Genomic DNA, 21,456 nt, shown 5'->3' with positions numbered 1-21,456 from the left:
CAGTCATTTGCGAATTCTAGCCAGCGGGGTCATGGCGGATGTCACGAAGGACGGCGGGATTGTCACCGGTCAGTGACATTTCGCCTGCCTGTATTGGCCTCTTCGCGGGCGCGCCCGCTCCCACAAAGACCACACAGCCTTCCAAGTTTACGCTGTACCTGTGGGAGCGGGCTTGCCCGCGAAGAGGCCCACACAGGCCCCCCAAAAAATCAATCCATACCCCGTGGCAGATACAGAGTCACCCGCAGCCCGCCCTCGCGCAGGTTCAGCAAGCTCACCTCGCCCCCATGGCTATGGGCGATGTTGCGCGCAATGCCCAACCCCAGCCCATACCCCTGCTGCTGCCCGGCCAGACGGAAATGCGGCTCGAACACCTGTTCCAGCTGCTGCTGCGGCACCCCGGGCCCCTGGTCATCCACCTGCAGCACAAAGCCTTCTGCCCCGTCGATGATGCGCAGCCGCGCCCGTTCGCCGTACTTGATGGCGTTGTCGATCAGGTTGCCGATGCAACGACGCAATGCCAGCGGCTTGCCCGGGTAAGGCGCCAGCGCCTGGCCCTCGACGGTGATGCGACCATCGCCCAGGTAAGGCTCGGCCAGAATCTCCAGCACCTGGTTGAGGTCGACCGGCTCGATGTTTTCGTGGATGTCGGTGTCCTTTACGCACTGCAAGGCGCCTTTGACCAGCAACTCCAGCTCGTCCAGGTCCTGGCTGAACTTGGCCTGCAGGCGCTCGTCCTCCAGCAGTTCGACACGCAGGCGCAAGCGGGTGATTGGCGTGCGCAGGTCGTGGGAAATGGCGCTGAACAACTGGCTGCGTTCGGTCAGGTAGCGGCTTATTCGCTCACGCATGCTGTTGAACGCCCGACTAACCTCGACCACTTCACTGCCGCCCGCTTCAGCCAACGGCGCCACATCGGCGCCCAACGACATTTCCCGCGCAGCCCGCGCCAGCCGTTTGAGCGGCCAACTTTGCCAGTGCACCAGCAGGCCGATGAACAGCAGCAGCAAGGTTGTGGTGAGCACGATGAAACCGATCTGCTGCCGAGGCAGGCGTTCGGCCTCCAGGCTGGTATAGGGTTCAGGCAGCAACGAGGCGATATACAACCACTCCCCCTCACCCAGACGGATCTGCGTTACCAGCACCGGCGGGTTGAGTGGTTCCAGGGTCAACGAGTAATGCGCCCAGGAGCGCGGTAGCTCGTCGAGCTTCAGGCCACTGTTGAAGATACGCAGGTCGTCGGGGGCGACGAACGCTACGAAAATTTCCATCTGTGAACCCAGGCGCTCGTGCAGCACCTGCTGGAACACATCGATCACCGCCTGCTTGCGAGGGGTGATGGGCAGTGCCTGCATGTCCAGCGGCGTGGCGTTAAGCGACACGAAGAAACGCGTGCCGCCCATGCTGCGCAATTGGTCGAGCACCAGCGGCCGGTAGGCCACCGGCAGCGAGCGGAAGTAACTGACGCTGGCACTCATGGAATGGGCCAGGCTGCTGGCGCTGGCACGCAGCCCCTGAAGCTGGCTGGCGCGCAGCTGAGATACCCAGATAATGCTGGACAACCCCTGGGCCAGCAGGACAACCAGCAAGGTCAGCAGCAGCATGCGCCCCAGCAAGGAGCGCGGCAGCAGGCGCCAGCGCCGCTCAGGGTGCACAGCAGACATGCGCCGCCAACAAGTAACCACTGCCTCGCACGGTGCGGATCAGCCGGGGAGGTTTGTCGGTATCGCGCAGGCGCTGGCGCAGACGGCTGACCGCCATGTCGACGATACGGTCCAGCGGCATCGGTTCGCGGCCACGGGTGGCGTTGCCGATGGTGTCGCGGTCGAGGATTTGCTGCGGGTGATCGAGGAACAGTTTGAGCAGGGCAAAGTCGGCGCCGGAGAGGATCACCTCCTCTCCATCACGGTGGAACAGGCGGTGGCTGACCGTGTCCAGGCGCCAGTCGTCGAAGGCCAGCACCGCACTGCCCGGTGCGGCATGGCCGAATTCAGCGCGGCGCAGCAGGGCCTTGATTCGCGCTTGCAGTTCACGGGGGCTGAACGGCTTGCCCAGATAATCGTCAGCGCCCAGTTCCAGGCCAATGACCCGGTCAGCCTCGTCGGAGCTGGCGGTGAGCATGATGATAGGTACGCGCGCCTGGCGTGGGTGCTGGCGTACCCAGCGGCACAAGCTGAAGCCGTCTTCGTCGGGCAACATGACGTCAAGAATGACCAGGTCGCAGGGCGTGGTTTCCAGCGCACGGCGAAAGCCCTTGCCGTCAGCCTCGGCATGCACCTGGAAGCCGGAGCGGCTCAGGTAGGTTTGCAGCAGTTCACGGATTTCCTGGTCGTCGTCGACCATCAGGATCGATTTGCCGGCAGTGCTCAAGGTGGTCCTTCCTCTTGTTGATTGCAGGTCTTTTTGCCTGCTGTCGGGTATTGCCATCGGGGCCGCCAAGTGGCCCCATCAGTGATCCAACGCCTGCTGCAACGCTACACCGGCCCCCTCCAACCCGGAAAACTCCGCCGTCACCAGCCACACCGGCACCCCGGCAAAATAGCCACTCATACACCCCTTGTCGGCAAAACTCGCGGCAAACCCGCTACGCAAGAACAGCTCGGCAAAGCGCGGAATCACACCGCCAACAATATAGACCCCGCCTCGTGCACCCAGCGTCAGCACATTGTTACCCGCCACTCGCCCAAGGAAACGGCAGAACTGCTCAACCACCGCCAGCGCCCGCGGCTCACCGCCCAGTGCGGCATCGGTGATATGCGCCGGGGTCTTGTGCCTGGGCGTGTCGCCGTCCAGCGCACAGATCGCCTGGTACAGCCGCACCAGGCCACCACCACTGAGCACGGCCTCGGCGCTGACATGGCCGATCTGACTGTGGATCTGCTGGTGGATTGCCGCTTCGCGAGCATTGCCTACCGGCAGGTCAACATGCCCGCCTTCACCCGGCAGGGCCTTCCAGTGCTGTTCGCCCAGACGCAGCAACGAGCCCACCCCCAGGCCAGTACCTGGGCCGATCACCAGTGCCGGCCTCGAGGGGTCGGCCTGGCCGGGGCACACCTCGCGGAACTCCCCTTCGCGCAGACGGGTCATGCCCAGCGCCATCGCGGTGAAATCATTGATCAGCAACAGTCGCTCGACCTGCAAGGTCTTGCAAAATGCCGTGCGGCTCAGGCGCCAGTGGTTGTTGGTGAAGCGGAATTCATCGCCATCGACCGGGCCGGCCACCGCCAGGCACACCGCCGCCAGGCCGCCACGGGCGATACCCTGGCTTTCCAGATAGGCCTCGATGGCCTGCTCGGGGTTGGTGTAGTCCGCGGTGGCGAAAATTTTTACCTCATGCAACTGGTTGTCACGCCACAACGCAAAACGGGCATTGGTGCCGCCAATATCACCAACCAGCAGGTGCTTCATTTGAGGTGCTCCAGGGCCGAGGTAAAGGCACTGGCGCCCTGCTCTGCCGGGCTGAACGCCATGCGCATGAAGCCGAACAGCTCGCGCCCACACCCCAGGTCGTTGCCCTGGGGCGCCGGCGGCAGCTCACGGCTGGCCAGTTCTTCTGCCGACACCATGATCCGCAACGTGCCTTCGACACCGTCGACTCGCACGATATCACCATCGCGCACCCGCGCCAGCGGGCCGCCGTCGTAAGCCTCCGGGCAAACGTGGATGGCCGCGGGGATCTTGCCCGAGGCACCGGACATGCGCCCGTCGGTAACCAGCGCAACTTTGTAGCCACGGTCCTGCAACACACCGAGGAACGGGGTGAGCTTGTGCAGTTCCGGCATGCCATTGCAACGCGGGCCCTGGAAGCGCACCACCGCGACAAAGTCACGCTCCAGCTCGCCGGCCTTGAACGCGTCGGCCAGCGATTGCTGGTCCTGGAACACCCGTGCGGGGGCCTCGACCACCTGGTGCTCAGGGGCGACGGCAGACACTTTCATCACGCCACGACCCAGGTTGCCTTCCATCACCCGCAGGCCGCCTTCGGCCGAGAATGGCCGCGACACCGGGCGCAGGATGCTTTCGTCCAGGCTCTGTTGCGGCCCTTCGCGCCACACCAGCTTGCCATCGTCGAGGAAGGGTTCCTGGGTGTAGCGGCGCAGCCCATGGCCGGCTACGGTGTTGACATCTTCGTGCAGCAGGCCGGCGTCGAGCAGTTCACGAATCAGGAAGGCCATGCCGCCGGCAGCCTGGAAGTGGTTGATGTCGGCCTTGCCGTTGGGGTACACGTGCGACAGGGTCGGCACCACTTCGGAGAGGTCGGCCATGTCCTGCCAGGTCAGCTGGATACCCGCAGCCTGGGCAATCGCCGGGATGTGCAGGGTGTGGTTGGTCGAGCCGCCGGTAGCGTGCAGCGCGACGATGGAGTTGACCAGCGCCTTCTCGTCGACGATTTCGCCCAGCGGCATGAAGCTGCCGCTGGCCTTGGTCATGCGCGTCACCTGCTGCGCGGCCTCGGCGGTGAGTGCGTCGCGCAGCGGCGTGTACGGGTTGACGAACGAGGCGCCCGGCAGGTGCAGCCCCATCACTTCCATCACCAACTGGTTGGTGTTGGCGGTGCCATAGAAGGTGCAGGTGCCGGGGCTGTGGTAGGAATTCATCTCGGACTCCAGCAGCTCTTCGCGGCTGGCCTTGCCTTCGGCATAGCGCTGGCGCACATCGGCCTTCTGCTTGTTGGAGATGCCGGAAACCATCGGTCCGCCCGGGACGAAGATGGTCGGCAGGTGGCCGAAGCGCAGCGCGCCCATCATCAGGCCGGGGACGATCTTGTCGCAGATGCCCAGCATCAGTGCTGCGTCGAACATGTTGTGCGACAGCGCTACCGCCGTGGACATCGCGATCACTTCACGGCTGGCGATAGCCAACTCCATGCCCGGCTCGCCCTGGGTCACACCGTCGCACATGGCCGGCACGCCACCGGCAAACTGGCCGACCGAACCGACCTCGCGCAAGGCCTGCTTGATCTGCTCGGGGAAATGCAGGTACGGCTGGTGGGCAGACAACATGTCGTTGTAGGCCGAGACGATGGCCACGTTGGCCGCGTTCATCAGGCGCAGAGTCTGCTTGTCTTCGCTGCCGCAACCGGCCACGCCGTGGGCGAAGTTGGCGCACTGCAGGCTGGCACGCATGGGGCCGTCACTGGCCGCGCCACGAATCAGCTGCAGGTAGCGTTCGCGGGTGGCTCGGCTGCGTTCGACCAGCCGCTGGGTGACCTCAAGGATGCGCGGATGCATGTACTGGACTCCAGGCTAATTGTAAGGGCGGTTTACCGGGCATTTCCCCTCCAAACGATTGCGGCCTAGGCTCATGGGTAGGAGCCCGCTGCATCGGTGGAGGCACGTCGCCCAACCACTCGTTGTATATTTAAACAAAATACTGCCACTAAAAAGGCTTGTTTTCTATCAGCCAGTGAATAATCTTGTAATTCCAACAACAAAACCGTTTCAGTGAAGCTCCTTTGTGCCACAGGTTTCACTCGAACTGCCAGAGGTACTGCCATGACCCTTCGTATCGCCATCAATGGATTCGGCCGAATCGGGCGCAATGTCCTGCGCGCACTGTATACCCAAGGCTATCGCCAGGACCTGCAGGTCGTCGCCATCAACGACCTGGGCGACAGCGCCATGAATGCCCACCTGCTCAAGTACGACAGTGTCCACGGCATCTTTGACGCAACCGTCGAGGCCGACCACGAAAGCCTGACGGTCAACGGTGACCGTATCGCGGTCAGTGCCATCCGCAATCCGGCCGAACTGCCCTGGAAGGCCGAGGCGATCGACGTGGTGTTCGAATGCACCGGGCTGTTCACCGACCGGGCCAAGGCTGCTGCGCACCTGGCCGCCGGGGCGGGCAAGGTGATTGTCTCGGCACCGGCCAAGGGTGCCGATGCCACCGTGGTATACGGGGTCAACCACGACATCCTGCGCGCCTCGCACCAGGTCATTTCCAATGCCTCCTGCACCACCAACTGCCTGGCGCCGATCGCCCAGGTGCTGCACCGGGAGTTCGGCATCGAGCAAGGCCTGATGACCACCATCCACGCCTACACCAACGACCAGGTGCTGACTGACGTGTACCACAGCGACCCGTACCGCGCGCGTTCAGCGACCCAGTCGATGATCCCGAGCAAGACCGGTGCCGCCGAGGCCGTGGGCCTGGTGCTGCCGGAACTGGCCGGCAAGCTGACCGGCATGGCGGTGCGGGTGCCCGTCATCAACGTGTCGCTGGTAGACCTCACTGTCAACCTCAAGCGCGAAGCTACGGCGGAGCAGGTCAACCAGTTGTTCCTCGAGGCCAGCAAGCATTCCAAGGTATTGGGCTATAACGCCCTGCCATTGGTTTCCTGCGATTTCAACCACAACCCGCTGTCGTCGATCTTCGATGCCAACCATACCCGCGCCAACGGGCGGATGCTCAAGGTGCTGGCCTGGTATGACAACGAATGGGGGTTCAGCAACCGGATGCTGGATAACTGTTTGGCGCTGCACCGGGCTGGCTGAGCATGACAAGGCATTTTCGGCGCCTATGAAATCGAGCGCCGCCCGCGCGGCGCATCGCGAGCTGCGCTCGCTCCTACATTTGTTTCGGGCCAGTCCATCCTGTGCCACTCGCGCGCGACCGCCTTGTTTGTACGACGCGATATCGAGCCATACGCCAGGGCGTTCGCGCGCAAATCCCACAGGCATAATTGGCCCGAAACAAATGTAGGAGCGAGCTTGCTCGCGATGCGCCGCGCGGGCGGCGCTCGATTTCAAATACACAGAAAATCCACCGCCAAGCGCCCGCAGACTCACAATCTTTACCTTTTCCTGATAATTCCACACTTGACCTGCCGCATGGATGATAAGCATTATCATTAACCTTTCGTCGGCCAGGTCCCCCCGTGAGTCAGTCCCGGTTCAACTCCGTCTTCCTCGTTCAGCGCTTAACCCTGCTGCGTACCCTGCAGCGCATGGTCGGTAACCCCAGCACGGCCGAAGACCTGCTGCAGGAAACCTACCTGCGGGTGTCCCGCGCGCTGGGCGAGCGGCCCATCGAGCACATCGAGCCGTTCGTGTTTCAGACCGCGCGCAACCTGGCGCTGGACCACCTGCGCGCACGCCGGGTGCAGGCACGCATGCTGGTCGACGACGTGCCCGACGAAGTGCTGCACAGTGTGGCCGCGCCCGCCACCAGCAGCGAGGATGCCGCCCACGCCGAGCAGTTGCTCAAGCACCTCAGCGTCAGCCTCAATCAACTGAGCGAACGCCAACAGCGCATTTTCATCCTTAGCCGCCTGCATGGCGCCACCTATCTGGAAATCGCCGAACAACTGAGTGTTTCGCCCAGCACGGTACAAAAGGAACTGAAACTGATCATGGCAATCTGCATGGGTGTTGCCGAACGACTCAAGTAAGCTGACCCCAGGCGAACGGCAACGCAAAGCCCTTGCCACACCCCGCCTTAGCCTTGATCATTCGCAAAAAAACCATTCAAGGATTCACCGTGACCGACCGCCCTGCCCCTCGCCCGTCACCTGCCCGGCTTAGCGCCCGAGCTCGTGCCATGGACGAGGCGCTGGACTGGCTGGTGCGCCTGCAATGCGCAGATGCCGCAGACACCCAGGCCTTTGAAGCCTGGCTGAGCGCTGCGCCAGAAAACGCCGAGGCCTATGTCGAGGCCGAGGCACTGTGGAACGGTACCCCGTTGCATCAAGTGGCCACACAGATGCACCAGCAGCAACGCCGCTCATGGCGCGGGCGCCTGCGCAGCCACTGGAAACCCCTGGCCACCGCAGCGCTGCTGCTGGTTGGGCTGTTCACCGTCGGTAACCTGCCCATGCGCCTGCAGGCCGACCACCTGACTGTGGTCGGCGAGCGCCAGCGCCTGCAACTGGAAGACGGTGCAAAAGTGCTGCTCAATACCAATTCGGCATTTGCCAGTGAACGCCAGGACGGCCGCCAGGTCGCCCGCCTGCTGCAGGGCGAGGCTTATTTTCAGGTTCCCGACAGCGCGCAGCTGCCGCTGGAAGTGAAAGCCGGGCCTTTGCGCGCACAGGTGCGCGACACCGACTTTGCCGTGCGTTACCTTGACGGCGAAGCCCAGGTGCGGGTGCAACGCGGCGCTGTCGACCTGCAGGGTGGGCGCGACCAGCGCATCCGCCTGAGTGCCGGCGACAGCATCAGCATCGGCCCCCGGGGCTTTGGCCAACGCCAGCGCCCAGACATGCATAAGGACCTGGCCTGGATCGACGGCCGCCTGGTGTTCGAGAACTGCCCGTTGAGCCAGGTGCTGGCCGAAGTGCAGCGGTACTACCCGGGCTGGATCATCAACCGCAATACACAGCTGGAGAATGTTGCCGTCACCGGTAACTACCGCCTCGACCAGCCGCTGGAAACCCTGCGCGCACTGGCCCACATCACCTCGGCACAGCTGCATGAGTACCCGGCGCTGGTCATCCTGAACTGACCCTGAATTATTTTTACGCGATCGCACTCGGCCGCCCGTCTCGTTATAGCCAATGCAACTGATTCTTGTTTGAGAACGAGAACAGCCATCACCTATAACAGCCCGCGCGTCTGGGAGCGCTTCCGATGTCCACTGGTCCTACCCGCTCGTCCAACCTTCCCCGCCGTACAGGACAACTGTCCCTGTTGACCCTTGCCCTGCTCGCAAGCGGTGCCTGCAGCCTGCCGGCGCTGGCCGCCGAGCCGGCCCAGGCCAGCAGCCCGCGCATGGGCGACTACCGCTTCAACATCGGCCAGCAACCGCTGGTGTCGGCGATCAATGCCTTCAGCCAGGTCACCGGCTGGCAAGTCGGCTTCAGCGCCGAACTGGCCGACGGCGTGGCGTCGCCAGGTGTACAAGGTTCGCTGCTGCCAGACGCTGCCCTCAAACGCCTGCTGCGGGGTACCGGGCTGAGTTTTCGCAAGATCGGCAACGGCAATGTGGTACTGGAGCGCCAAACCGCAAGCAACGTGATCGCGCTGCAGCAGGTGACCGTCAGCGCCACCCGTAGCGCGCAGGACGTCAGCCAGGTGCCCAGCACTGTCAGCGTGCAGACCCGTGAGCAACTGGACCGGCAGAACGTGAACAACATCCAGGATCTGGTGCGCTACGAGCCGGGCGTATCGGTATCCGGAACCGGCCAGCGCAGCGGGCTGAACGGCTACAACATCCGTGGTATCGACGGCGAGCGGATCCTCACCCAAGTCGACGGCGTGTCGATCCCCGACAGCTTCTTCTACGGCCCTTACGCCCAGACCCAACGCAACTACGTCGACCCGGAAATCGTCAAGCGTGTGGAAATCCTCCGCGGCCCGGCCTCGGTGTTGTATGGCAGCAACGCCATCGGCGGTGCGGTGAGCTACTTCACCCTCGATCCTGACGACATCATCAAGCCCGGCAAAGACGTGGGTGCACGCCTGAAAACCGGCTACAGCTCGGCCGACGAAAGCTGGCTGACCTCCGCCACCGTCGCCGGCCGCCAGGGTGATTTCGACGGCCTGCTGCACCTGAGCCAGCGCAACGGCCACGAGTCCGAAACCCACGGCAGCCACAGTGGCGACGGCCTGTCACGCACCGAAGCCAACCCGATGGACGTGCGCACCACCAACGTGCTGGCCAAGCTGGGCTGGAACTACGCCGACGACGCGCGCCTGGCGTTCACCTACGAGCGCTACAAGGATGACCGCGACCAGAACATCCTCAGCGCGGTGGGTGGGCCGTTCATTCCGGGCTTCGGTGGCATGAACTCGTACCGCATGCGCCAGGGCAACGACACGATCACCCGTGAACGCTTCGGCCTCAATCATGAATTCGACCTCGATAGCGTGGTCGCAGATCACGTCAAATGGAGCCTCAACTACCAGATCGCGAAGACCGACCAACGCACCGATGAGCTGTATGTCGCCTCGGGACGCCAAGTGTTTCGGGACCGGCAGACGACCTACAAGGATCGCCAGTGGGTATTCGACGCCCAATTCGACAAGGCCTTCAGCATCGGCCAAACCGACCACCTGCTCACCTACGGCACCACACTCAAACAGGAGAAAGTCACGGGTTCACGTAGCGGCACCGGCACTTGCCTGAATATCGGTGGGACCTGTACCGCCATCGGACAGGACAGCGCGCGTGACGGACAGGCCTTGGTCAGCGACTTCCCGGACCCGACCGTGAATACCTACAGCCTGTTCGCGCAGGATGAAATCCGCTGGAACAACTGGACCTTCATGCCCGGCGCGCGCTACGACTACACCCGCATGGAACCCAAATTCACGGAGGAATTCCTGCGTGGTCTGGAGTCCAGCGGTACGGCGCCTACCGCCCAGGACGATTCGAACAAGAAGTGGCACCGCGTCTCGCCCAAGTTCGGCCTGACCTACGCCTTCAACGACAACTACACCTGGTACGGCCAGTATGCAGAAGGCTTCCGCACGCCGACCGCCAAAGCCATGTATGGCCGCTTCCAGAACCTGGACCAAGGCTACCGCGTGGAGGGCAACCCGAACCTTGAGCCTGAAAAGAGCAAAAGCTACGAAACCGGCCTGCGTGGCAACTTCGACGCCGGCAACTTCGACGTGGCAGTGTTCTACAACAAGTACCGTGATTTCATCGACGAAGATGCCGTGCAAAGCGCCAACCTGGAACAGACCTTCCAGGCCAACAACATCAAGCACGCCACGATCAAGGGTGCCGAATTCAAGGGCCGCCTGAACCTCGACCACTTCGGCGCAGCGCAGGGCCTCTATGCCCAAAGCTCGATTGCCTACACCTATGGTCGTAACGATGACACCGGTCAACCGTTGAACAGTGTCAACCCGCTCAAGGGCGTATTCGGCCTGGGCTACGAGCAGCAGAACTACGGCGGCTTGCTGAGCTGGACGCTGGTCAAGCGCAAGACCCGTGTCGACGACAGTACCTTCTATTCGCCTGACGGTTCCACCTCGAAGTTCCGTACCCCGGGCTACGGCGTGCTGGACCTGACCGGCTACTACAAGGTCACCGACGACGTCACCATCAATGCCGGGCTGTACAACCTTACCGACAAGAAATACTGGCAGTGGGATTCGGTGCGCAGCTACGACGGCCAGGGTGAAGCGGCTGTGACCCAGCCCGCCAACATCGACCGCCTGACCATGCCGGGGCGCAACTTCGGTATCAATGTGGTTTGGGATATCTGATCGCTTTAAATGTGCATTGGTTGTGAGATCGAGCGCCGCCCGCGCGGCGCATCGCGAGCGAAGCTCGCTCCTACATCTGTTTCGGGCCAGTTATTCCTGCGCCTTATGCGCGCGGCCCCTTGGTGTCCGACTCTGTATTGTGTCGAACCAACAAGGCGGTCGCGCGCGCGGTCACAGGTGTTATTGGCCCGAAACAGATGTAGGAGCGAGCTTCGCTCGCGATGCGCCGCGCGGGCGGCGCTCGATCTCTCAGGCGCTGCAATAACCAATCTGAAAACACCCTTTTTTTACTGTCCCGCCCCCGCTGTTTCGTCTTGTATCTAGACGCCCCCTCTCCAAGGACTGCCCCATGACCGAACGCCCAGCCCTGCGCTCCCAACGCCTGAACCAGATCACCCACACCCCGCACGCCGAGCTGGATGCCCTGGTCAAATCCCACGCGCCTTTCGACAGCCGCGAAAGTTTCGCCCGCTTCGTCGTCGCGCAATACCTGTTCCAGTCCGAGCTGCAGGCCCTGTACAACGACCCTCAACTGATCGCCATCGTCCCTGACCTGGCTGAGCGCTGCCGTGCCGACCAGGCCCGCCTGGACCTCGCCGACCTCGACACCGAAGTACCGGCCGCCGTGCCGGGCGCCGTAGGCAAGCCGAGCCTGGGCGAGGCAATGGGCTGGATCTTCGTCTCCGAAGGCTCCAAACTGGGCGCTGCGTTTCTGATCAAGCGTGCCGTGGCCCTGCAGCTGTCCGACAGCTTCGGTGCCCGTCACTTGGGCGAGCCCGCCGGTGGCCGTGCCGAAGGCTGGAAGCAGTTCACCCGCATCCTCGATGGCCTGGCGCTCTCGCCTGAAGAGGAAGCGGCTGCCGAACGCGGTGCAGTGGCCGCTTTCGAGCGTTTCACCGAGCTGCTCAAGCACGCCTACGCTGCGGATGCCGCGCTGGTCTGATACGCCGTAGCCGGCCACCCCTCCGGTGGCCGAACCGTTTTATGCAGTGAGAACATGACCCAACCAGCCCGCTCGAAACTCGCCCGCCTGTTGTATGGAATCCTGGCCTACGTGAGCCTCGGGGTGGGCCTGGTCGCCATTGTGATTCCTGGTTTGCCGACCACCGAGTTCATCCTGCTGGCCGCCTGGGCCGCCACACGCAGCTCACCGCGCCTGTCGGCATGGCTGGAGAACCACCGTTTGTTCGGGCCAATTCTGCATAACTGGCGCAACGGCAAGGTTATCCAGCGCCGGGCCAAGGTCAGCGCAACCATCAGCATGCTGCTGTGCGCGGGCCTGATGCTGACCTTTCTGGAACACCACTGGCCGGTGTTCCTGGCAATCGCCGGCATGACCCTGGGCAACCTGTGGATCTGGTCACGCCCGGAGCACGCCTGCCCTGCCCCGTCACAAGCTCAGCAGCCCTGAATACAGGGCATAGGCCGCCAGCGCGGCACCCACCAGCACGGCGGCGAAAATCAGCTTTTCCCAGGCCGTGAACAACATCTGCCCCTGCTCATGCTTGGCCCTCGCGAACAAGATGACGCCGGGGGCGTACAGCAGCGCCGAAAGCAGCAGGTACTTGAGCCCGCCGGCATACAGCAGCCACACGGCATACAGCAGGGCAACCAGCGCCACCAGCAAGTCCTTGCGCCGCAACCTCGGCTGCCCGGCATAGGTTTCTGCACGCATCGCCAGCAGCACGGCATAGGCCGCAGACCACAGGTAGGGCACCAGGATCATCGACGAGGCCAGGTAGATCAGACTGGTGTACGTACCGGCGGAAAACAGCGTGATCAGCAGGAAGCCCTGAATCATGCAGTTGGTCAGCCACAGGGCGTTAGCCGGCACATGGTTGGCGTTTTCCTTGGCCAGAAAGCGCGGCATGGTCTTGTCCCGCGCCGTAGCGTAAAGGATCTCGGCACACAGCAGCGCCCAGGACAGCAAAGCGCCAAGCAACGAGACCGCCAGGCCGAGGCTGATCAGCAAGGCGCCCCAGGGGCCAACGATATGCTCCAGCACCGAGGCAAGTGAGGGGTTCTGCAGCCCGGCCAGTTCCGGTTGGGTCATGATGCCCAGCGACAACACGTTGACCAGCACCAGCAACGCCAGCACACCAAGAAAACCGATGACGGTAGCCTTGCCCACGTCTGACCGACGCTGGGCGCGCCCGGAATACACGCTGGCGCCCTCTATGCCGATGAACACGAATACGGTCACCAGCATCATATTGCGCACCTGCTCCAGCACGCTGCCGAATTGTGGGTTGCTCAAGCCCCAGATATCCCGGGTGAAGATGTCGGCGCGGAAGGCAAATGCAGCGATCACCACAAAAATCAGCAACGGCACCACCTTGGCCACGGTAGTGACCTGGTTGATGAAAGCCGCCTCCTTGATGCCGCGCAATACCAGAAAATGCACCGACCACAACAGCAGCGAGGCACAACCGATGGCGATGGGTGTGTTGCCTTCGCCGAACACCGGGAAGTAGAAACCCAGGGTGCTGAACAGCAGTACGAAGTAGCCGACGTTACCCAGCCAGGCGCTGATCCAGTAGCCCCAGGCCGAGGAAAAGCCCATGTACTCGCCAAAGCCGGCCTTGGCGTAGGCATACACCCCCGAGTCCAGTTCCGGCTTGCGGTTGGCCAAGGTCTGGAACACGAAGGCCAAGGCCAGCATGCCGACTGCGGTGATCGCCCAGCCGATCAGCACTGCGGCCACATCGGCACGCGCGGCCATGTTCTGCGGCAGCGAGAAGATCCCGCCACCAATCATCGACCCGACCACCAGCGCGATCAGCGCGCCCAGGCGCAGCTTCTGTCCCGGTTCACTCATGAGCCTCCTTCTTCAAACCCTGTCATGCGTTTGAAACAGCCTTGCGGGCTATATAAATATCATTACTTATACTGAAGCTGTGGGTTCAACCTATATCACTCATAACTGCTTTGTCTATGTACCTGCTCTCTCAAAACTAGCAGCAGTCCGGCAACTGGAAAAGAAACTGATAAAACTCGAATTTCTTGTGAAAAATTTGCTAAAGCGGCAAAAGCGGCTAATTTCAAGCATCGCAGGCTGAACAGAGCGTTTGCTCTAGAAGTACATGGAGGTGCCAGCATTCAAGGCCTGCAGCCCAAGCTGTCGGCACTCTCCAGGAGCACCCGTGAAGGAAATTTCCTACCTTTACGGCGCCTTAAACTGACGCAAGTCAGCTCAAGGCAGCGGCGTCGGATCTATTCTGTCGTCAACTTTCTCCTGGCAGGAGTTGTTAAATGTCTGATTCATCCGGAAAACTAAAGCTCGGCGCGTTAGTTGCACTTGTCGTCGGCTCGATGATTGGCGGCGGTATCTTCTCGCTGCCGCAAAACATGGCCGCCAGCGCAGGGGTTGGGGCCGTGCTGATCGGCTGGGCGATCACCGCAGTCGGCATGCTGACCCTGGCCTTCGTGTTCCAGACCCTGGCCAACCGAAAGCCTGATCTGGATGGTGGGGTGTATGCCTATGCCAAGGCCGGCTTCGGCGACTACATGGGCTTTTCCTCGGCCTGGGGCTACTGGATCAGTGCCTGGCTGGGCAACGTCGGCTACTTCGTGTTGTTGTTCAGCACTCTGGGCTACTTCTTCCCGATCTTTGGTGAAGGCAATACCCCAGCCGCCATCATTGGCGCATCGATCCTGTTGTGGGCGGTGCACTTCCTGGTACTGCGCGGCATCAAGGAAGCGGCGTTCATCAACCTGGTCACCACTGTGGCCAAAGTGGTACCGCTGGTGCTGTTCGCCCTGATCTGCCTGTTCGCCTTCAGGCTCGACATCTTCACCGCCGATATCTGGGCGGTGGGCACGCCAGAGCTTGGCAGTGTCATGAACCAGGTGCGCAACATGATGCTGGTCACCGTGTGGGTGTTCATCGGCATCGAGGGCGCAAGCATCTTCTCGGCGCGGGCGGAAAAACGCACCGACGTGGGCAAGGCAACGGTGATCGGCTTCGTGACCGTGCTGCTGTTCCTGGTGTTGGTCAACGTGCTGTCGCTGGGCATCATGACTCAACCGGAACTGGCCAAGCTGCAGAACCCGTCGATGGCTGCCGTGCTGGAGCATGTGGTCGGCCACTGGGGGGCGGTACTGATCAGCGTCGGCCTGGTCATCTCGCTGCTCGGGGCGCTGCTGTCGTGGGTGCTGCTGTGCGCCGAGATCATGTTCGCCGCAGCCAAGGACCACACCATGCCGGAGTTCCTGCGCCGCGAGAACGCCAAACAGGTACCGGCCAACGCCCTGTGGCTGACCAACGCCATGGTGCAGATCTTTCTGGTCATCACGCTGTTCTCAAGCAGCACCTACCTGTCCCTGATCTACCTCGCCACCTCGATGATCCTGGTGCCCTACCTGTGGTCGGCAGCCTATGCGTTCTTGCTGGCACTGCGCAGCGAAACCTACGAACAGGCCCTGGCCGAACGCAAGAAGGACCTGATCATCGGTGGTATCGCCCTGTTGTACGCCGTCTGGCTGCTGTACGCCGGCGGCGTGAAATACCTGCTGCTCTCGGCCCTGCTCTACGCACCTGGCGCCATCCTGTTCGCCAAAGCCAAGCGTGAGGTGGGCAAACCGGTCTTCACCAACGTGGAAAAACTGATCTTCGCAGCCGTGGTCATTGGCGCCTTGGTGGCAGCCTATGGCCTGTATGACGGCTTCCTGACCCTTTGACCCACGTCTTCGCTCAATTGGAGGAATGAAACCATGTCCGCTGAAAAACAGAAGTACGGTGTCCACTCCGAAGCCGGCAAACTGCGCAAAGTGATGGTTTGCGCCCCGGGCCTGGCGCACAAGCGCCTGACGCCGAGCAACTGTGACGAACTGCTGTTCGACGACGTGATCTGGGTCGACCAGGCCAAGCGTGACCATTTCGACTTCGTTACCAAGATGCGCGAGCGTGGCGTGGATGTGCTGGAGATGCACAACCTGCTGACCGATATCGTGCAAAACAAAGAGGCCCTGAAGTGGATCCTCGACCGCAAGATCACCCCTGACACCGTCGGCGTAGGCCTGACCAACGAAGTGCGTAGCTGGCTCGAAGGCCTTGAGCCACGCCACCTGGCCGAATTCCTGATCGGCGGTGTGGCAGGCCAGGACCTGCCGCAGAGCGAAGGCGCCGAAGTCGTGAAGATGTACAACGACTACCTGGGCCACTCCAGCTTCATCCTGCCACCACTGCCCAACACCCAGTTCACCCGCGACACTACTTGCTGGATCTACGGCGGCGTGACGCTGAACCCGATGTACTGGCCGGCGCGTCGCCAGGAAACCCTGTTGACCACCGCCATCTACAAGTTCCACAAGGAGTTCACCGAGGCCGACTTCCAGGTGTGGTATGGCGACCCGGACAAGGACCATGGCAATGCCACGCTCGAAGGCGGTGATGTGATGCCGATCGGCAATGGCATCGTGCTGATCGGCATGGGCGAGCGCACTTCGCGCCAGGCCATCGGCCAGCTGGCGCAAAACCTGTTCGCCAAGGGCGCCGTCAAGGAAGTGATCGTCGCCGGCCTGCCAAAATCCCGCGCCGCCATGCACCTGGACACTGTCTTCAGCTTCTGCGACCGCGATCTGGTCACGGTCTTCCCGGAAGTGGTGAAAGAGATTGTGCCATTCATCATCCGCCCGGACGAAAGCAAGCCTTACGGCATGGATGTACGCCGCATCAACAAGTCGTTCATCGAAGTGGTGGGCGAGCAACTGGGCGTCCAGTTGCGCGTGGTCGAGACCGGCGGCAACAGCTTCGCCGCCGAGCGCGAACAGTGGGATGACGGTAACAACGTGGTGGCCATCGAGCCGGGCGTAGTCATTGGCTATGACCGCAACACCTACACCAACACCCTGCTGCGCAAGGCCGGCATCGAGGTCATCACCATCAGCGCCGGCGAACTGGGCCGAGGCCGTGGCGGCGGCCACTGCATGACCTGCCCGATCGTGCGCGACCCGATCGACTACTAACGACCATCACGCCCGGCCGCACCCATGAAGTGGCGGCCGGGACATCACCGAACTCAAGGAGAAACTGTCATGGCGTTCAACATTCACAACCGCAACTTGCTCAGCCTGGAACACCACACCACCCGTGAGTTGCGCTACCTGCTGGACCTTTCCCGCGACCTCAAGCGCGCCAAGTACACCGGCACCGAGCAGCAGCATCTGAAGGGCAACAACATTGCCCTGATCTTCGAAAAAACCTCCACCCGTACCCGTTGCGCCTTCGAAGTGGCAGCCTATGACCAAGGCGCCAACGTCACCTACATCGACCCCAACTCCTCGCAGATCGGCCACAAGGAGAGCATGAAGGACACCGCCCGGGTGCTCGGGCGCATGTATGACGCCATCGAGTACCGTGGCTTCAAGCAGGAAATCGTCGAAGAGCTGGCCAAGTTCGCCGGCGTACCGGTGTTCAACGGCCTGACCGACGAATACCACCCAACCCAGATGATCGCCGACGTGCTGACCATGCGTGAGCACAGCGACAAGCCGCTGCACGACATCAGCTACGCCTACCTGGGCGATGCCCGCAACAACATGGGCAACTCGCTGCTGCTGATCGGCGCCAAGCTGGGCATGGATGTGCGCATCGCCGCGCCCAAGGCACTGTGGCCGCATGACGACCTGGTCGAACGCTGCAAACAGTACGCTGAAGAAAGCGGCGCACGCATTACCCTCACCGAAGACCCGAAAGCCGCGGTCAAGGGTGTCGACTTTGTCCATACCGACGTGTGGGTATCGATGGGCGAGCCGATCGAAGCCTGGGGTGAGCGCATCAAGCAGCTCAAGCCTTATCAGGTGAATGCCGAACTGATGAAGTCCACCGGCAACCCGCGGACCAAGTTCATGCACTGCCTGCCGGCATTCCACAACTCCGACACCAAGGTAGGCAAGCAGATCGCCGAACAATACCCGGACCTGGCAAACGGCATCGAAGTGACCGATGACGTGTTCGAGTCGCCAGCGTGCATCGCCTTCGAGCAGGCGGAAAACCGCATGCACACGATCAAGGCGATCCTGGTATCGACCCTGGCGGATCTATAAGTAGCCCGCAGTCCCTGTGGGAGCGGGCGTGCCCGCGAAGGCGTCAGCCACATCATCGATGATGTCAGGTCTGGCCTCTTCGCGGGCATGCCCGCTCCCACAGCGAACTCCGCAGCCTCCGTGCAGCGACAGTCCATTCATTCTTTCGCTAAAGGACATTCCACATGCGTATCGTTGTTGCATTGGGCGGCAACGCCCTGCTTCGTCGCGGCGAGCCCATGACCGCTGACAACCAGCGCGCCAATATCCGCACCGCCACCGAACAGATCGCCAAGATTCACCCTGGCAACGAACTGGTCATTGCCCACGGCAACGGCCCGCAAGTGGGTCTGCTGTCGCTTCAGGCCCTGTCGTACAAGCCAGACGAGGCCTACCCGCTGGACGTGCTGGGTGCAGAGACCGAGGGCATGATCGGTTACATGATCGAACAGGAACTGGGCAACCTGCTAGCCTTCGAGGTGCCCTTCGCCACCTTGCTCACCCAAGTGGAAGTGGACGCCAACGACCCGGCCTTCAAGGATCCGACCAAATTCATCGGCCCGGTTTACAGCAAGGATGAGGCCGAGCGCCTGGCCAAGGAAAAGGGCTGGGTGGTCAAGGCCGACGGCGACAAGTACCGCCGCGTGGTAGCCAGCCCGAAACCCAAGCGCATCTTCGAAATTCGCCCGATCAAGTGGCTGCTGGAAAAAAGCAGCATCGTGATTTGCGCAGGCGGTGGCGGCATCCCCACCATGTACGATGAAAACGGCAAGCTCAAAGGCATCGAGGCGGTGATCGACAAAGACCTGTGCTCGGCGCTGCTGGCCGAGCAATTGGAAGCCGACCTTCTGATTATCGCCACCGACGTCGATGCAGCCTACATTGACTGGGGCAAACCGACGCAGAAGGCCATCGCCCAGGCCCACCCGGACGCGTTGGAAACGCTGGGGTTTGCCGCCGGCTCCATGGGGCCGAAGGTGCAGGCCGCCTGCGACTTTGCCCGCAACACCGGCAAGGTGGCGGTGATCAGTTCGCTGGAGAACATCGAAGGCATCGTCAAAGGCACGGCCGGCACTCGGGTTTCCACCGAGAAGCCGGGGATCAGCTACCGTTGATGCAGTCGGCGGGCTTACTCGGCCCGCCATTTTTGACCTTCCAAAGGAGATAGCCATGGCCCAGTATCACTCCGGTCATGTACACATCGAGCGCACTGCGCTGAACAACGCCGACCACAGCTATGACCTGAGCATCGAGTACGAGGCTGTGTCGGACCCCAAGGAAGGCAGAGGTATTCAGTTCCACATGCATGGCAGCATCGAAGGCAAGACGGTGGAAGAAAAGTTCTTCCTGGCAAAGGACCAGGTCTTGCCCAGCTTCCTCATGCTACTGACCCGCAAGGCGCAGTCATATCTGAAGCCGCCGAAAAAATTCGAGACCCTGAGTTCGCCGCACAAGCTCTATGACCATATGTTTGCGGACATTCGCGAAAAGCTCGATGTGAAATCGGGCGACCCGATCAAACCTGAACATCTGGAGTGACCCTTTTCGCGAGCAAGCCCGCCCCTACAGCAGCAATCCTGTGGGAGCGGGCGCGCCCGCGAATACGCCACCGCCAACCTTGGGCCTGACCCCCGTCTCAGGGCATACTGGCGGCCTCCGTTGCCAACTGTTCGAACCCCATGCGCATCCACGTCAGCTTCATCGACCGCGTCGGCATCACCCAGGAAGTCCTCGCCCTGCTCGGTGCCCGCAACCTCAACCTGGACGCCGTGGAGATGGTCCCGCCGAACGTCTACATCGACGCCCCTACCCTCAGCCCCGCCGTACTCGAAGAACTGCACGACGCGCTGTTCGAAGTACACGGCGTGCAATCGGTGGACGTGGTCGACATCCTCCCAGGCCAGCGCCGCCACCTGCAACTCGATGCCCTGCTGGCCGCCATGAGCGACCCGGTGCTGGCGGTGGACAGCGCAGGCCTGGTGCTGTTGGCCAACCCGGCGCTGATCGAACTGTGCGGTCGCGAATCTGCCGGGCGCTCGGTGGGTGAACTGTTTGGCGACCCCGCACTGCTGCAAGCGCTGCTGGACAACAACTTCCACCTGCCCATGCGCGAGATGCAGCTGAACGGCCATAGCCTGCTGCTGGACGCCATGCCGATCACCAACGCCGGCGGCCTGCTGACGCTGTACCCACCCTCGCGCATGGGCGAACGCCTGTCGGCCCTGCACCACGACCACGCCGAAGGCTTCGATGCCTTGCTGGGCGAGTCGCCGGCCATTCGCACCCTCAAAGCCCGTGCCTTACGCGTGGCTGCGCTCGATGCGCCGCTGCTGGTGCATGGCGAGACCGGCACCGGCAAAGAACTGGTAGCCCGCGCCTGCCATGCCGTCAGCAGCCGCCACGCGGCCCCGTTCCTGGCCTTGAACTGCGCAGCACTGCCGGAGAGCCTGGCCGAAAGCGAACTGTTCGGCTACGCGCCCGGGGCCTTTACCGGCGCGCAACGAGGTGGCAAGCCTGGGCTGATGGAACTGGCCAACCAGGGCACCGTATTCCTTGATGAAATTGGTGAGATGTCGCCATACCTGCAGGCCAAACTGCTGCGTTTTCTCAGCGACGGCAGCTTCCGCCGGGTGGGTGGCGACCGCGAAGTGAAGGTGGATGTGCGCATCATCAGCGCCACCCACCGCGATCTGGAACGCATGGTCGCCGAAGGCAGCTTCCGCGAAGACCTGTTCTACCGTCTGAACGTGCTTAACCTGGAGGTACCGCCGCTGCGCGACCGTGGCCAGGACATCCTGATGCTGGCGCACTTCTTCATGCAGCAGGCGTGCACGCAGATCCAGCGCCCAGCCTGTCGACTAACCCCCTCCACCCATTCGGCACTGCTGGCCAACCCTTGGCCGGGCAATGTGCGCCAGTTGCAGAACGTGATCTTCCGCGCCGCGGCTATCTGCGAGGGCAACCTGGTGGATATCGGCGACCTGGACATCGCCGGCACCTCGGTGGCACGCGGGCAAGATGGCGAAGTGGCCAGCCTGGAACAGGCCGTGGGTGATTTCGAGCGCGAGCTGTTACAGCGCCTGTATGCCAGCTATCCGTCAACACGACAACTGGCCGGGCGCTTGCAAACTTCGCACACGGCTATCGCCCAGCGGCTGCGTAAATATGGAATACCCGGGAAACCATGACGCCCGTGGTAAAAACCCATAATTGAATCAGACTTTTCCTAGCTGCCCAGCCGTATTTGACTGGAGTGCTCCCCGTAGAATGG

18 protein-coding genes are annotated in these 21,456 nt (G+C 62.2%); 12 read left to right on the top strand and 6 right to left on the bottom strand.

Annotation, left to right across the window (positions count from 1 at the left end):
* Positions 1-209 precede the first annotated feature (209 nt).
* The 5 genes from ACF8EA_RS05350 to ACF8EA_RS05330 form a co-directional block, all read right to left on the bottom strand.
* Positions 210-1,664, bottom strand: coding sequence for an ATP-binding protein (locus ACF8EA_RS05350; protein WP_392521237.1), 1,455 nt, complete (start codon positions 1,662-1,664; stop codon positions 210-212).
* Entirely contained in the window at positions 1,645-2,370 is a 726-nt protein-coding gene (gltR, locus tag ACF8EA_RS05345) for a two-component system response regulator GltR (protein ID WP_392521236.1), read from the bottom strand. Before gltR ends, ACF8EA_RS05350 begins: the two co-directional genes overlap by 20 nt.
* Positions 2,371-2,448: 78 nt before the next feature.
* Entirely contained in the window at positions 2,449-3,408 is a 960-nt protein-coding gene (locus ACF8EA_RS05340; RefSeq protein WP_021781902.1) for a glucokinase, read from the bottom strand.
* A complete protein-coding gene (gene edd, locus ACF8EA_RS05335; protein WP_103443545.1) occupies positions 3,405-5,231 on the bottom strand; it encodes a phosphogluconate dehydratase in 1,827 nt (608 codons plus the stop codon). The genes ACF8EA_RS05340 and edd overlap by 4 nt, the downstream gene beginning before the upstream one ends.
* A gap of 71 nt (positions 5,232-5,302) precedes the next feature.
* Positions 5,303-5,497, bottom strand: a complete 195-nt coding sequence (locus tag ACF8EA_RS05330) for a hypothetical protein (protein ID WP_392521235.1) — start codon at positions 5,495-5,497, stop codon at positions 5,303-5,305.
* Between ACF8EA_RS05330 and gap the strand changes: the two genes are divergently transcribed.
* From gap to ACF8EA_RS05300, 6 genes are all read left to right on the top strand, one after another.
* Positions 5,496-6,497 carry a type I glyceraldehyde-3-phosphate dehydrogenase gene (gene gap / locus ACF8EA_RS05325; RefSeq protein WP_019750573.1) on the top strand — a complete coding sequence of 334 codons (1,002 nt, stop codon included), beginning with the start codon at positions 5,496-5,498 and terminating at the stop codon, positions 6,495-6,497. The two genes, ACF8EA_RS05330 and gap, sit on opposite strands and share 2 nt — an antisense overlap.
* Before the next feature lie 383 nt (positions 6,498-6,880).
* The gene (locus tag ACF8EA_RS05320) at positions 6,881-7,393 is read left to right on the top strand and encodes an RNA polymerase sigma factor (protein ID WP_003255059.1); all 513 of its coding nucleotides are present in this window, start codon (positions 6,881-6,883) and stop codon (positions 7,391-7,393) included.
* Positions 7,394-7,482: 89 nt separating this feature from the next.
* Positions 7,483-8,445 carry a FecR family protein gene (locus tag ACF8EA_RS05315; protein ID WP_392521234.1) on the top strand — a complete coding sequence of 321 codons (963 nt, stop codon included), beginning with the start codon at positions 7,483-7,485 and terminating at the stop codon, positions 8,443-8,445.
* 125 nt (positions 8,446-8,570) lie between these two features.
* Positions 8,571-11,159: a TonB-dependent receptor gene (locus ACF8EA_RS05310; protein ID WP_392521233.1), complete on the top strand. Its 2,589-nt coding sequence runs from the start codon at positions 8,571-8,573 to the stop codon at positions 11,157-11,159.
* A 349-nt stretch (positions 11,160-11,508) separates the two neighbouring features.
* A complete protein-coding gene (locus ACF8EA_RS05305) occupies positions 11,509-12,102 on the top strand; it encodes a biliverdin-producing heme oxygenase (protein WP_392521232.1) in 594 nt (197 codons plus the stop codon).
* Between the two features lie 54 nt (positions 12,103-12,156).
* Positions 12,157-12,570, top strand: coding sequence for a YbaN family protein (locus ACF8EA_RS05300; RefSeq protein WP_021781895.1), 414 nt, complete (start codon positions 12,157-12,159; stop codon positions 12,568-12,570).
* Here the strand turns inward: ACF8EA_RS05300 and arcD (ACF8EA_RS05295) are convergent.
* Entirely contained in the window at positions 12,550-13,977 is a 1,428-nt protein-coding gene (arcD, locus tag ACF8EA_RS05295; protein WP_392521231.1) for an arginine-ornithine antiporter, read from the bottom strand. The genes ACF8EA_RS05300 and arcD (ACF8EA_RS05295) overlap by 21 nt on opposite strands.
* A 434-nt stretch (positions 13,978-14,411) precedes the next feature.
* Between arcD (ACF8EA_RS05295) and arcD (ACF8EA_RS05290) the strand changes: the two genes are divergently transcribed.
* From arcD (ACF8EA_RS05290) to ACF8EA_RS05265, 6 genes are all read left to right on the top strand, one after another.
* Complete coding sequence (gene arcD, locus ACF8EA_RS05290; protein WP_021781893.1) at positions 14,412-15,839, top strand: arginine-ornithine antiporter; 1,428 nt, start codon at positions 14,412-14,414, stop codon at positions 15,837-15,839.
* A 33-nt stretch (positions 15,840-15,872) separates the two neighbouring features.
* Positions 15,873-17,126, top strand: coding sequence for an arginine deiminase (gene arcA / locus ACF8EA_RS05285; RefSeq protein ID WP_021781892.1), 1,254 nt, complete (start codon positions 15,873-15,875; stop codon positions 17,124-17,126).
* Between the two features lie 69 nt (positions 17,127-17,195).
* On the top strand, positions 17,196-18,206 hold the full coding sequence (locus ACF8EA_RS05280) for an ornithine carbamoyltransferase (RefSeq protein ID WP_003255074.1): 1,011 nt from the start codon (positions 17,196-17,198) through the stop codon (positions 18,204-18,206).
* A 164-nt stretch (positions 18,207-18,370) separates the two neighbouring features.
* Positions 18,371-19,300 carry a carbamate kinase gene (gene arcC, locus ACF8EA_RS05275; protein WP_028698087.1) on the top strand — a complete coding sequence of 310 codons (930 nt, stop codon included), beginning with the start codon at positions 18,371-18,373 and terminating at the stop codon, positions 19,298-19,300.
* A gap of 55 nt (positions 19,301-19,355) precedes the next feature.
* Positions 19,356-19,724 (top strand): DUF5064 family protein, encoded by a 369-nt coding sequence (locus ACF8EA_RS05270; RefSeq protein WP_103470112.1) that lies wholly within the window; start codon positions 19,356-19,358, stop codon positions 19,722-19,724.
* 140 nt (positions 19,725-19,864) lie between these two features.
* Positions 19,865-21,373, top strand: a complete 1,509-nt coding sequence (locus tag ACF8EA_RS05265) for a sigma-54-dependent transcriptional regulator (RefSeq protein WP_003255078.1) — start codon at positions 19,865-19,867, stop codon at positions 21,371-21,373.
* The last annotated feature ends 83 nt before the right edge of the window (positions 21,374-21,456 follow it).

It is taken from the genome of Pseudomonas sp. YQ_5, assembly GCF_043103305.1.
Classification (GTDB): domain Bacteria; phylum Pseudomonadota; class Gammaproteobacteria; order Pseudomonadales; family Pseudomonadaceae; genus Aquipseudomonas; species Aquipseudomonas putida_Y.
Note: the sequence above shows the minus strand (reverse complement) of the source record. Positions and strands in the feature narration are given on the sequence as shown.

Excerpts from the sequence above, each read along its gene's own strand:
- ACF8EA_RS05350 (WP_392521237.1), bottom strand. The coding sequence starts at position 1,664 with ATGTCTGCTGTGCACCCTGAGCGGCGCTGGCGCCTGCTGCCGCGCTCC.
- ACF8EA_RS05340 (WP_021781902.1), bottom strand. The coding sequence starts at position 3,408 with ATGAAGCACCTGCTGGTTGGTGATATTGGCGGCACCAATGCCCGTTTT.
- edd (WP_103443545.1), bottom strand. The coding sequence starts at position 5,231 with ATGCATCCGCGCATCCTTGAGGTCACCCAGCGGCTGGTCGAACGCAGC.
- gap (WP_019750573.1), top strand. The coding sequence starts at position 5,496 with ATGACCCTTCGTATCGCCATCAATGGATTCGGCCGAATCGGGCGCAAT.
- ACF8EA_RS05330 (WP_392521235.1), bottom strand. The coding sequence starts at position 5,497 with ATGGCAGTACCTCTGGCAGTTCGAGTGAAACCTGTGGCACAAAGGAGC.
- ACF8EA_RS05310 (WP_392521233.1), top strand. The coding sequence starts at position 8,571 with ATGTCCACTGGTCCTACCCGCTCGTCCAACCTTCCCCGCCGTACAGGA.
- ACF8EA_RS05305 (WP_392521232.1), top strand. The coding sequence starts at position 11,509 with ATGACCGAACGCCCAGCCCTGCGCTCCCAACGCCTGAACCAGATCACC.
- ACF8EA_RS05300 (WP_021781895.1), top strand. The coding sequence starts at position 12,157 with ATGACCCAACCAGCCCGCTCGAAACTCGCCCGCCTGTTGTATGGAATC.
- arcD (WP_392521231.1), bottom strand. The coding sequence starts at position 13,977 with ATGAGTGAACCGGGACAGAAGCTGCGCCTGGGCGCGCTGATCGCGCTG.
- arcD (WP_021781893.1), top strand. The coding sequence starts at position 14,412 with ATGTCTGATTCATCCGGAAAACTAAAGCTCGGCGCGTTAGTTGCACTT.
- arcA (WP_021781892.1), top strand. The coding sequence starts at position 15,873 with ATGTCCGCTGAAAAACAGAAGTACGGTGTCCACTCCGAAGCCGGCAAA.
- ACF8EA_RS05280 (WP_003255074.1), top strand. The coding sequence starts at position 17,196 with ATGGCGTTCAACATTCACAACCGCAACTTGCTCAGCCTGGAACACCAC.
- arcC (WP_028698087.1), top strand. The coding sequence starts at position 18,371 with ATGCGTATCGTTGTTGCATTGGGCGGCAACGCCCTGCTTCGTCGCGGC.
- ACF8EA_RS05270 (WP_103470112.1), top strand. The coding sequence starts at position 19,356 with ATGGCCCAGTATCACTCCGGTCATGTACACATCGAGCGCACTGCGCTG.
- ACF8EA_RS05265 (WP_003255078.1), top strand. The coding sequence starts at position 19,865 with ATGCGCATCCACGTCAGCTTCATCGACCGCGTCGGCATCACCCAGGAA.